Source organism: Microcoleus sp. D2_18a_D3 (assembly GCF_036702455.1).
Classification (GTDB): domain Bacteria; phylum Cyanobacteriota; class Cyanobacteriia; order Cyanobacteriales; family Microcoleaceae; genus Microcoleus.
The window spans coordinates 1-11,939 of the sequence record NZ_JAUBTK010000131.1; the positions used below are offsets into that span (position 1 = coordinate 1).

Annotated in this window: 13 protein-coding genes; 9 read left to right on the top strand and 4 right to left on the bottom strand. The window is 46.7% G+C overall.

Translation table 11 applies throughout. From position 1 onward, the window contains the following. Positions 1-227: 227 nt before the first annotated feature. Both QUB06_RS32460 and QUB06_RS32465 read right to left on the bottom strand, forming a co-directional pair. Entirely contained in the window at positions 228-1,073 is an 846-nt protein-coding gene (locus QUB06_RS32460) for a M48 family metalloprotease (RefSeq protein ID WP_333438780.1), read from the bottom strand. 87 nt (positions 1,074-1,160) lie between these two features. After that, positions 1,161-1,358: a hypothetical protein gene (locus QUB06_RS32465; RefSeq protein ID WP_333438781.1), complete on the bottom strand. Its 198-nt coding sequence runs from the start codon at positions 1,356-1,358 to the stop codon at positions 1,161-1,163. A 163-nt stretch (positions 1,359-1,521) separates the two neighbouring features. On the opposite strand from QUB06_RS32465, the gene QUB06_RS32470 reads away from it, so the two are divergent. Together QUB06_RS32470 and QUB06_RS32475 are read left to right on the top strand one after the other, a co-directional pair. Then, positions 1,522-3,171, top strand: a complete 1,650-nt coding sequence (locus QUB06_RS32470; RefSeq protein ID WP_333438789.1) for a HAMP domain-containing sensor histidine kinase — start codon at positions 1,522-1,524, stop codon at positions 3,169-3,171. A 173-nt stretch (positions 3,172-3,344) separates the two neighbouring features. Continuing rightward, positions 3,345-3,911: a hypothetical protein gene (locus QUB06_RS32475; RefSeq protein WP_333438782.1), complete on the top strand. Its 567-nt coding sequence runs from the start codon at positions 3,345-3,347 to the stop codon at positions 3,909-3,911. A gap of 361 nt (positions 3,912-4,272) precedes the next feature. Here QUB06_RS32475 and QUB06_RS32480 read toward each other — a convergent pair whose 3' ends face one another. Continuing rightward, positions 4,273-5,469: a GNAT family N-acetyltransferase gene (locus QUB06_RS32480; protein ID WP_333319295.1), complete on the bottom strand. Its 1,197-nt coding sequence runs from the start codon at positions 5,467-5,469 to the stop codon at positions 4,273-4,275. Positions 5,470-5,574: 105 nt separating this feature from the next. Continuing rightward, positions 5,575-6,270 carry a dihydrofolate reductase family protein gene (locus tag QUB06_RS32485; protein ID WP_333438783.1) on the bottom strand — a complete coding sequence of 232 codons (696 nt, stop codon included), beginning with the start codon at positions 6,268-6,270 and terminating at the stop codon, positions 5,575-5,577. A 287-nt stretch (positions 6,271-6,557) separates the two neighbouring features. Here QUB06_RS32485 and QUB06_RS32490 point away from each other — a divergent pair, with 287 nt between their 5' ends. The 7 genes from QUB06_RS32490 (at position 6,558) to QUB06_RS32520 (ending at position 11,478) form a co-directional block, all read left to right on the top strand. Continuing rightward, the gene (locus tag QUB06_RS32490; RefSeq protein ID WP_333242176.1) at positions 6,558-6,938 is read left to right on the top strand and encodes a photosystem I reaction center subunit IV; all 381 of its coding nucleotides are present in this window, start codon (positions 6,558-6,560) and stop codon (positions 6,936-6,938) included. 2 nt (positions 6,939-6,940) lie between these two features. Then, a complete protein-coding gene (locus tag QUB06_RS32495) occupies positions 6,941-7,873 on the top strand; it encodes a DNA-formamidopyrimidine glycosylase (protein WP_333438784.1) in 933 nt (310 codons plus the stop codon). Beyond that, complete coding sequence (locus tag QUB06_RS32500; RefSeq protein WP_333438785.1) at positions 7,861-8,154, top strand: hypothetical protein; 294 nt, start codon at positions 7,861-7,863, stop codon at positions 8,152-8,154. Before QUB06_RS32495 ends, QUB06_RS32500 begins: the two co-directional genes overlap by 13 nt. 97 nt (positions 8,155-8,251) lie before the next feature. Beyond that, positions 8,252-8,467, top strand: coding sequence for an NAD(P)H-quinone oxidoreductase subunit O (locus QUB06_RS32505; RefSeq protein WP_333216349.1), 216 nt, complete (start codon positions 8,252-8,254; stop codon positions 8,465-8,467). Positions 8,468-8,583: 116 nt separating this feature from the next. Next, on the top strand, positions 8,584-9,537 hold the full coding sequence (gene mdh, locus QUB06_RS32510; protein ID WP_333438786.1) for a malate dehydrogenase: 954 nt from the start codon (positions 8,584-8,586) through the stop codon (positions 9,535-9,537). Positions 9,538-9,758: 221 nt separating this feature from the next. Next, complete coding sequence (locus QUB06_RS32515; RefSeq protein ID WP_333438787.1) at positions 9,759-11,018, top strand: transposase; 1,260 nt, start codon at positions 9,759-9,761, stop codon at positions 11,016-11,018. 211 nt (positions 11,019-11,229) lie between these two features. Continuing rightward, entirely contained in the window at positions 11,230-11,478 is a 249-nt protein-coding gene (locus QUB06_RS32520) for an ATP-binding protein (RefSeq protein WP_333438788.1), read from the top strand. Positions 11,479-11,939 lie beyond the last annotated feature (461 nt).

The following is an 11,939-nucleotide window of genomic DNA, read 5'->3' on the forward strand; positions in this document are numbered from 1 at the left end:
TTAATAATTTTAGGAATCGCGTATTAGCTTGCTTTTCTGATTAGATAAACTTATAACCATAAGTTCAGGAGAGCCGTTTGAACTTCAGAGTCTTCATACTATTATTGTATAGTCAAAATGTTCTCATGGGGGACTCAGAGAAAATAAAATACAATAAAATAAAAAGCCGTCCTAGAAGGACGGGGCTTTAGACCCCTTAATTTCGGTAAAGCCCGATGCAATTATCCCTAACCGCCAGACAAATTCTTAGCAAACTCTTCGCGTCCAGACACCAAATTAGCTGGAACACCGTTAGGGTAATTTTGTGCGATTAAAGCTTGCAACTTTTGAACTCGGTTTTCAGGGTTTGGGTGAGAACTCAAAAACTCCGGCGGCGCTTCGCCCTTCCTAGCAGAACCGAGAATTTGCATCACCTCAACAATACCTCTAGGATCGTAACCCGCCTCCGTCATAAACCGAAAACCGAGCCGATCGCTCTCAAGTTCATCCGATCTACCGTACCGCAAACCGACAACTTGATTGACAGCTTGAGCAATTAATGCAGCCTGCTGGCCCCCACCGCGATCGTCGCTAGTAGCCACCCCAACCGCCGTTACCAAAGACCTGCCCAACTGCTGTTTTGCCAAGTGTTCCGCACCGTGACGCGCCACAACGTGACCGCTTTCGTGCCCCAGTATAGCGGCCAACTGAGCCTCGGAATTTAGCCGCCCCAGGAGTCCGGCGGTAATGAAAACTTGTCCGCCCGGTAGAGCAAAAGCATTGACAGTTTGGGCATCTCGCAGCAGGTGGAATTCAAACGGATAACCCGCTTGTTTCGCGGCCGAACCGTTGACTACTCGTGCTCCTACTCGATCGAGATACTGCTGAAGACTCTGGCTGGGATAAAGCCCCCCGTGCTGCGCGGCCATTTTATCTCGCGCCTGCAATCCCAAAACTATCTCTTGGCGGGGAGAAAGCTGCACTCGCTGTCTTTCTCCTGTTACCGGATTTTCTACGTCGTTTGTAAAATAGGTGATTGCCCCAAAAAATGCCATTAATAGCCCGATCGCGGCTCGAAATAAAAATTTATTCACAGGCTTTTACCTAAAAACTTTCGCGATTATAATAGTATGGTGACAGCTCTCTCGACATCTGTCTGAAGTATCAAGAAGGGAAAGTTGTTAGAGTTTTTTGATATAATTTGCGAACAAGGCTTTTTTTAACGAACCGCGAAGGCGCGAAGGACACGAAGGAAGAGAAGAAGAGAAGATAAGAAGGTTATAGTTATTAAATTGGTTAAACTGAGATGTTGCACCATTGTCAGCAACAGGCTTTCCGGCCTGTTCCACAAAGAATAGATTTTCTTGTGGAACAGGCATCTTGCGTCAGCAACAGGCTTTCCGGCCTGTTCCACAAAGAATAGATTTTCTTGTGGAACAGGCCGGAAAGCCTGTTCAGAAAAGGCTAATTGAGAATGGTGCAACATATGAGTTAAATCTGTTGAATCAATTACACAATCCGTTGCCGAACTTCCTTCGCAATATGTTTCAAGCTACCCGCCGCCGCCTCGCTATTTGGTACACTGCCGTTACTGCTGTATTGTTACTTGTATTCGCCACGGGTTTCTATTTTTACGTCCGCAATACTTTGATCGATCGCATTGACGACACCCTCCATCACGTTGTCGAAGTAATAGAGCGAACTCTCGTTATCGAACCGCTAAATTTCCCTAATATCAAAGATAAAAATAAGTTACAAGTTAATATTCAAGCCAGTTTCCGAGATAGCACCGATGCTGTAGAAGACGACCATATTGATTTAGAATGGTTCAGTCCTACGGGCGAATTGCTGTGGTCTACTTTATCGGAACCGCTGAATATTCCCATTCACGCTAACCGCACCGGGGAAACTGTTTGGATAATTAATAATAAGTTGCAGTTTCAGGGTAAAAATCAGGCAGAAGAGCCTTCGACTTCGCTCAGGGTAAAAAAGCACGACACGGATTTGAATGCGGATACACGGATGAATATGGAAACTATTCGGTTTTTAGAGGGAAGAGAGAAGAGGGATTTAACCGCAGAGGCGCAGAGGGCGCAGAGGGGAGAAAGAAGAGGTTTTGATGGCGGTTTGAATGCAGGTTGGCAGGAAAATCTAAATTTAGGTAGTGAAAAGTCTATTGCACAAAATACCAATCGTGTTTCTACTAAACCAATTAGCATTCGGACAACTCAAAACTATTCCCTCAGACAAGTAACGCAGCGAGTACAAATCGGCCGCCAAGTTCTGGGATATTTGCGAGTCAGCCATCCTTGGTTTGAAGTGACAAAACCGATCCGCCAATTAATTCTCGATTTGATTTTGGGCGCGAGTTTAACTCTAATTTGCGTTGCAGCTATTGGCTGGCTGCTGTCGGGATTGGCGATGGCACCGATACGGGAGTCTTACGGGCGTCTCAAACAGTTTACCGCTGATGCTTCTCACGAACTCAGAAATCCGATCGCCACTATTCAAACTAACGTCCAAGTAGCTTTGGCGGAACCGGATATCGAACCGCAGCAGCATCAACAGCTACAAGTTATCGAACGCCTCACCCGCCGTTTGGGGCGCTTGGTTGACGATTTGCTGTTTTTAGCCAGACAAGATAGCGGCATCGTCCAGCAGCAGTGGATTGAGGTTCCCCTCGATGCTTTGCTGATGGAGGTAATTGAAGAACAACAGGCGATCGCCACTACCCAAAATCTCTCTCTTTCTTTGGAAATTGTCGATCTGCCCAACGCTGAGGACAACTTTACACTCTTGGGAGACTGGGATCAACTAGCCCGACTGTTTACCAATATCGTCAGCAACGCCGTGCAGTACACGCCCTCTGGCGGCGAAATTGAAGTAGAATTGCAACTTGCTGCTAAAAACAAAAGAAATTCGCCGATATTAAATCCAGCGCTGCAAATCAAAGTAACAGACACCGGCATCGGGATTTCCGCAGAAGCCCTGCCACATTTGTTCGATCGATTCTACCGCGTAGATCCCGCCCGAACCCACCGCAGCGCCGCTGGTTCCGGTTTAGGATTAGCAATCGCCAAAGCAATTGTCGAAAATCACCGCGGCCAAATCCGCATTGACAGCCAAGTCGATCGAGGTACCGCCGTTACCGTCACCCTCCCCGCCCACAAATCAGAAGCATCCCACCTCTAAAACTTCCCCTCCTCCTCTGCGCCCTCTGCGCCCTCTGCGGTTAAAAAAAAATCTCCCCCTCAAGCCTGATTCTTCTTACCTCGCGCCCAAACCAAGCTATTAAAATTCAATTCCCGCATAGATTAACATGAACTGTGTTGGACAACCTCGATCGAACTTGTGAGGAGTTATTTATGTTTCGCCACAATCTACCGTTAAAAAAAATCAGCTTGCTAGCAGCCACCTGCGGAGGTTTACTCGTTAGTATCGCAACACTTTCCCAGGCCGGCGGCCCACCGCCCCAACAAGGAAAACCCGTTTCCCAACCCGCAGAGACTCCCGCAGCCACTGAAGAACCCGTCAGCGAACCAACTCCGGCTGCGAGTCCGGGCCTCAGCGGGATGCCCTCTACACCAACAGACGCGCCTGCCCGCTTCCCCATGCCCAGTGCGCGAGTTACGCCTAGCGAAGGCATGATAGTAATTAAACTGGTGAATACCACCAATGCTGTCATCAATTATCAAATCGTAGGCGTTACCCAACCGCGCACTCTGGGCGAACAATCGGAAATTTTGCTTAAAAGCATCCAAGTGCCAATCACCCTCACTTACCAGCGCCCAGACGGCGGATTGCTGCTGGTTCGCCCCCAAGCAACCGCGATGCCGGGAATGTTGCAAGTCAGTTTCGGCGCGACAACTGAGTTGGACGCTGATACAAAATCGCTGCAAATTCAGGAAGATGGCAAGGTAGTTTTGAATTAGTTTAACGGTTGACTGTTGACTGTTGACTGTTGACTGTTGACTGTTGACTGTTGACTGTTGACTGTTACCATTCGTGTCAACTTAAGACTAAAATCCATAATAAATATCGTTTATAGTTGAGTTTCGAGTCCCCCTAACCCCTCTTAATAAGGGGTGACAAGACTATTCTTACCTCCCCTCTAACTCCCCTTAATAAAGGGGAAAGAGCATTCAAATTCAACCCCTACTCCCCTTCTTAAGGGGGATTTAGGGGGCTCGAAACTTCGATACAAACGAGATAGACACAGGGTTTTAGTATTAGGTTGACACCGATGGGCTGTTACTAATTCCCAATTTCCAATTCCAAATTCCCAGTCAACCGTCACTCGCCGAGTAACAACGGAGGTAATTTAGTAAAAGGTAAATCCTCGTTGATTGCATCAATTTCTTCCTGTTCTCTTTCGTTGATTTGACCGATATAAGACTTGAGAATTTGGGCCAGACGGTTGTTATAAAATCGGTGCAAACTATAATTTGGCGTAGCTGGAAAGCCGCGCCGTTTTTTGTGCCGCCCGCCGGCACCGGGATCGAAGCTTTGAATGCCCCGATCGATCGCCCATTCGATCGGCGTATAGTAACAAGCATCGAAGTGCAAGCAGTCGATTTCCTGCAAACTTCCCCAATAACGCCCGTACAGTCGATCGCCCTTATACAAACAAAAAGACATACCCATCGGCTGTCTGTCATCTTCCTTGTCGTAGGCTGCTACAAATAAAACTCGATCGCGATAATTGTGGTGCAACTGTTCAAAAAATCGCTTAGTCAGATACTTGCTTCCCCACCAACCAAATTTGTCGCAAGTATTCTCATAAAAAGCATACATTTGACCAAACATGGCTTGGGGAATTTCATCGCCAGTCAGCGTTTTTACCAACAAACCAGCTTGGTCAACTGCTTTGCGTTCGCGCTTGATATTGCGGCGCTGGTTAGCATTAAATGCGCCTAAATAATTGTCAAAATTTTGATAGCCTTGATTTTGCCAAATATAGCTGTGGTGCAGCCAACTGCTGAAACCGTGGCGTTCCATTCTTTCGCGCCATTCGGGATCGACATAAAGGAAATTGCAGCCGGAGATATTGTGGCGATCGCAAAAATGGTCGATCGCGCTTACCATTACTCCGGTTAACTCGTCTTCATCTTCCCCCTCGGCAATCAAAAACCGATAGCCTTCAGCCGGAGTAAACGGCGTCATTCCCATCAATTTGGGATAATATTTAATGCCCAAACGTTGAGCTAAATCGGCCCACTGATTGTCGAACACAAATTCGCCGTAGCTGTGGCTTTTGACATAAAGTGGCGCGCAAGCAATCAACTGTTTGTCTCGCCACACCGTCAAGTGATGCGGTAGCCAACCGGTTTTACCTGTCGCACTGCCCGATACTTCGAGATTGTTAAGCCAATCCCATTCCAGAAATGGAGTTTTTAGTGGCATCGCCAGGGCATCCCACGACGCTTGCGGGATTTCGCCTATTTTGCTAATCCAGGCTACAGAATATTGAGGTTTTGGCTGTTTCAGCATAGGGAGATTTGAGCGTAGAGCGATCGAACTTCATTTAACTTAATATAATTTCCCCTGTTCGACATTTGTTACCAGGCTCTGCCGGGAAACAGTTAAAATGCGCGACTATCGATCGACCCGATAATGCAAAAATACCTCTTGTCCTACCTGTTTAACCGCCAAAAGTTCCAATTTCGGAGCTAAATCTGCCAAAAAACCCTCTCCCTCCACAGGTGTCGGTGCATCCGCGCCACCTAAAATTAACGGGCAAACCGTCAGCCAAAGTTCGTCTACCAAGCCTGCAGCCAGCACAGACGCTACCAGTTTTCCCCCGCCCAGAATAGCCAAACGTTTGATACCGAAGCTTGTTAGCTGTTGAAACGCATCAATCCAATCAATCTCTTCACCTGCGGTTTTTGCATAGATAATTCGATCGAACTTACTGTTTGTCATCGGGTAGGGAAACGGCAATGCTGTGTGCCTACTGTCTTGCCCCGTCAGCAGCCACCGAGGCACCGGTTGCTGGAAAAATCGCAAGTTTGGGTCAAATTGGGGCGAGCGCGAACATACAATTTGCACCGGTTGTGGGGGCTTCCCTTGCTGTTCCCTCTGTTTGACCAATTCCGGCGAAATCACTCTCATCGTCGTCCCATAAGCCTGTAAAGTGCCGTTGCCGAACAAAACGGCGTCACTTGCTGCTACTTGCTGTTCGAGGTGGGCTTTGTCGTTGGCAGAACCGAATCTCGCGGGCGATCGTACTGCATCTGCTATTTTACCGTCCGCACTAATCGCGAGTATTACTGTGGCGTGAGGTTCAGTCATGACTTATCAGAATTTCCCAGAACATTTAACTGTAGCAATTCACAACTATTTGTAAAGTTTGTTTTCAACTTGCTCCCACGGGTTTTATTTGACGGATAATGTGGGTTTATTTATTTTGCAACCCCAGCGATCGCCCTAGCAAAGTATTTACTTTTCTTTACAAACAGCCGCTCAAAAAACGGCGCGACAGGTAAAAATTTCGTTGCAGACTTCAAATGCGTCGCGCGATCGACTAGAGTAAAAAAAATGGCTTTATCCGTTTATTCATCGCAAAGGAAACAAAGCTCATGGTTCAACGCGGTTCTACAGTTCGGATTCTCCGCAAAGAATCCTTCTGGTATCAAGAAGTGGGCACCGTTGCTACGGTAGACCAAAGCGGCATTAAATACCCAGTTATCGTTCGCTTTAACAGCGTAAATTATGCAGGCGTCAACACCAACAACTTCGCCCAAAGCGAATTAGTGGAAGTGGCAGCACCCAAAGCAAAAGCGAAAACAGGGACTCCAGTAGCTTCCGGCGGCAAACAAACCACGCTGGACGAGAAAACGCGGAAAACCGGCAGCGGAGGAGCCCCCCAGCAGCCGAAAACTTCGACGGACAGCAAACCGGGCGCCGAAGTTACCGGCAGCGTCGAAGGTTCGCCAAATCAAGGAACAGAACAACGCTAATTGTGCCAGAACTGCCAGAAGTTGAAACTATTTGCCGGGGCTTGAATCAAGCAACCCTCGATCGAGAAATTTTGGACGGGGACGTGTTGCTAAACAGCACGATCGCCCGTTCAATCTCTGCGACCGATTTTTTGACAAAAGTCAAAGGAAAGTCGATCGCCCGCTGGTACAGACGCGGCAAATATCTACTGGCAGAACTATCTCAATTCCCAGAAGGAGAAAGGGAAAAAGGGAAAGGGGGAGAATTTAGGGATCAAACTCCAAGTTCTTCCCCTCTTCCTTCTTCCTTCTTCCTTCCTTCAAAAGCGGGCTGGTTGGGCGTTCACCTGCGGATGACGGGACAACTGCTGTGGGTGAACCGATCCGAACCCCTGCAAAAACACGCGCGAGTGCGGCTATTCTTTGAAGGAAATCAAGAATTGCGGTTTGTAGACCAGCGCACCTTCGGGCAAATGTGGTACGTGCCTGCAGAAACCGAGGTTTCGAGCACTGTCATCGGTCTGAAACTCTTAGGCCCCGAACCGTTTTCCGACGAGTTTACAACAGAATATTTGGCCCGCAAGCTGCACCGGCGGGCGCGACCCATAAAAACAGCTTTGCTAGACCAGTCACTGATAGCTGGTTTGGGCAATATTTACGCAGACGAAACTTTGTTTTTGTCGGGAGTGATGCCCACAACTCTGTGCGCGGATTTGACCGCAGAGCAAATTGGGCGCATCCATACAGCTATTATTCAAGTTTTACAGAAGGCGATCGCATCCGGTGGCACCACTTTTAGCAATTTTCTCAACGTCCAAGGTGTCAACGGCAACTACGGCGGCGTAGCTTGGGTGTACAATCGCGCTGGTCAACCCTGCCGCACTTGCTCCGCAACCATCGAACGTATAAAATTAGCAGGGCGATCGACTCATTTTTGCCCCGCGTGTCAGCAATAAGTAGAAGGAAGTTCGGCAACGGATTGTGTAACGGATGTAACGGATGTAACGGATGTCAGGAAGAAGGAAGTTCGGCAACGGATTCGCTCGACGGATGTAACGGATGTAAGGGATGTCAGGAAGGAGGAAGAAGGAAGAAGAGGGAAGAAGGCGGGAGAGGGAAGAGGGAAGAAGGAAGAACTGATACCTTACACATTGTCAATAAGGCTGTCAGGGGCGGGCGGGACACCCAGCCCAAAAGAATATTGAACTATTGTGGAACAGGCCGGAAATCTTGTTAAGCGAGAATGGTGCCAGAGGTCATAAGAAAGAAGAAGTCCTTTCAAGGCAAATCTAGATTAAAATTTGTATAGTTTTTTAAACTAAACAAAGCAAGTTATGGCAATCAAAAAAGGCAGTATAGTTCGCGCTGTACGCGAAAAATTGGAAAACAGTCTAGAAGCCCAAGCCAGCGACCAGCGCTTTTCCTCCTATATATTTGAAACAAAGGGCGAAGTGATGGATGTTCGCGGCGACTATGCCTTCGTCAAATTTGGCAAAGTTCCCACCCCGAATATTTGGCTGCGGGTAGACCAACTCGAAGATTTTAAGTAACTCACCAAAACTAAACTTCACTGTTCTTAATGTAGCGAAGGGTGCGCGACGCGCGCCTTTCCCCAATTAAGCTGATTGCTAAAATCTAAAATCTAAAATCTAAAATCTAAAATCAAATGAATTCTCCATCAAACCGCGTATCAATTATTGGTGCAGGCAAAGTCGGCAGTACATTAGCCCAGCGAATTGCTGAGAAAAATCTGGCAGATGTAGTATTGCTAGATATTGTGGAGGGTTGGCCGCAGGGCGTTGCTTTGGATTTGATGGAAGCCAGGGGAGTGGAACACCACGATCGCCAAATAGTCGGTACAAATGATTATACTGATACGGCCAACTCAAATATCATAGTAATTGCCGCCGGAGTGCCGCGCAAACCCGGTATCAATCGGGAAGATTTAATTAAAATCAATGCTGGAATTGTCACGGAAGCCACAAAAAAGGCGATCGAGCATTCTCCCGAAGCCATCTTAATCACAGTCACAAATCCCCTAGATATCATGACTTATTTAGCGTGGGAAGCTGCAGATTTGCCCAAACACCGAGTCATGGGGATGGGGGGAGTTCTCGACTCCGCCCGCTTTCAAACTTTTATTGCAATGGAATTGGGCGTTTCAAATGCTCAAGTCAATGCCACTGTCATCGGTTCTCATGGCGATTTGATGGTTCCTTTGCCCCGCTATTCTACTGTCAACGGTATTCCCATCAATCAACTTATGGATGCTGGGGCGATCGATCGACTCGTACAGCGGACTCGCCACGGCGGCGCAGAAATTGTAGAATTGATGAAAACTGGTAGTGCTTATTTTGCCCCCGCATCTGCTGTCTGTTTGATGGTAGAATCTATTTTATTTAATCAGTCGCGACTCTTGCCTTGCTGCGTTTATTTGCACGGCGAATACGGCGTGCAAGATATCTTTTTAGGAGTTCCCTGCCGCTTGGGAGATCAGGGAGTGGAACAAGTAGTGGAACTTGAACTCAGCGATACCGAAAGATCAGCCTTTATCAAGTCGGGCAAATTGGTTGCCCAAAATATTGAGGAAGCCAGGGCAATATTGAAAACGGCTTCTTAAGCTTGTAGCAATTCGTCGATCGCCGCAGCCTGCTCGCCGCTTCCCTATAATAATTTATCTTTTTGAGGGGGTTTGGGGAAGCTATAAGACCCACGCCGTACCTGTACCCAGGTCGGCCTTGGGATACATGGACTTCCCCAGTTAAGTTTACGGGACTCGATGTCCCTAAACTTAACATTTAATGTTGCGCTACTTGCCAGTAAATTCAGTATACTAAGGGAATGCTGACACTTACCCATCGCTACCGAATCTATCCAGATACTACTCAAGAGCAGCAGCTTATTGAGTGGATGGAACTCTGCCGAGGAGCGTATAACTACGCCCTTCGGGAGATAAAAGATTGGTGCGATAGTCGTAAGTGTTTGGTTGATAGATGCTCATTGGAAAAGGAATACATCCTCCCTGCCGAAGTAAAGTTTCCTGGCGAAATTCAACAACTTAATAACTTGCCACGAGCCAAGAAGGAATTCCCCAGACTGGGTGAGGTTCCTTCCCAAGTTCTTCAGCAAGCTATTAAGCAGTTGCACAAAGGTTGGGAATACTTTCAGAAACGAGGATTTGGTTTTCCACGCTTCAAGAAGTACGGGCAGTTCAAGTCGTTGCTTTTTCCTCAATTCAAGGAGAATCCAGTAACCAACTTGCACATTAAATTGCCAAAAATTGGAGCAATTCCAATTAATCTGCATCGCCCTATCCCTTCTGGGTTTGTGGTCAAGCAGGTCAGAATATTGAGGAAAGCCAACTATTGGTATGCGTCTATCTCCTTGCAGTGTGATGTTAGCGTCCCTGACCCAACTCCTCATGGTCATCCCATCGGGGTGGATATTGGCTTGGAGAAGTTTTTGGCAACCAGTGACGGTGTTCTCATAAAACCTCCCAAGTTCTTTAAAAAGCTGCAAAGCGAGTTGAAATTGCTGCAACGCAGGCTTTCGAGGAAACAGAAGAGGTCTAAGAACTACGAGAAACAACGTCTTAAAGTTGCTCGTCTTCACCACCAAATCGGCAACACGAGAAAGGACTTTCACTACAAACAAGCTCATATGCTCTGTGATGCAGGTGATATGGTTTTCATGGAAGACTTGGATTACCGCGTCAGTGCCAAAGGGATGTTTGGGAAGCATATGCTTGATGCTGCTTTTGGACAGTTGAGAACTATTGTCAAGTATGTGTGCTGGAAGCGTGGAAAGTTCTTCTCCGAAGTCGATGCAAGGGGGACTTCTCAACAGTGTCCCGAATGTGGTGGGTTCGTCAAAAAAGACCTGAGTGTGAGAATCCATGATTGTCCTCATTGTGGATACAAGACGGATAGGGATGTAGCAGCAGGTCAGAATATCAGAAACCGAGGAATCAAACTAATTAATACCGTTGGACAGACGGGAATGAAAACTGCCTGTGCAGACGATCTACCGGGGATTGAGGCAACTGAGTCTAGGCAAGTGTCGAAATCCCGCAAGGGGAAAACCAGGAAATCTCAAAAGTGATTTTGGGAAGCCCCCACCATAATCTTTGATTTGGTGGGGGAGGATGTCACATTGAGTATGACAGTGCGATCGCTCTTTCGGAAGTTGGCTTATCGGGTTTCAACCGCGCTTTGATAAATATCATCGATCGTGGTTGTTATGCTGTATTTCAAACGCCGAAAAATTGGTAGCAAGAAACCGATAAATAAATATAAAATTTACTCTCAAAAACTTGCTAAAAACGCAAAAACTGGCAAAAGTAGTTGAAATTGATCTGGGCGACAATACCATCAGAGTTTCTCTAGAAATTAAAGCAAAAATGTGCCATCCTTTCTTTACTACTAAACCAACAGCAGAAGCAGTCGGTTTTGGATTATCTCTCACTCGCGATATTATGGCCGAACAACACGGTGGCACTTTAAAGGTAGAAAGGGAAATGCGAGTTTCTACGGAATTTATGATTACTTTGCCCAAACTTTAATCCTCGCGATCGCCATTTCTATTGATCCAGCTTGAAATACCTTTACTTTCGCCAAAAATGTGATACCCTAAACATTTGTATTATCTAAAATTTTTACACTTCTCAAAAATGGCAAAAATCGGGCAAAAAGTGTACGCCCCAGCGAAGCTATCTCGAACCCGCGTGCCTTCGGTGAAGGGTAGGCAATCGCTCTTGATTTGAGCCAATTTAACCATAGCCTGCAACTACCTCAACTGTTTGACCGAAAACTCACCTCTGATTCGCTGAATTTTAATCAGTTTAAAAAATCCAATCCCTCGCCTGAAATAACGAGAATGCAAGGAAAAATATCTAAAATTTCGGCTTACCCCAAAGGCTGTAAAAAAACTAATTTAGGAGAGATCGAGGTTCTTCCTTACTTGGTATGCCAAACTAACAATTAAAATGCCAAGTAAGTAAACATCTATTTTTGTAGTTTTCAA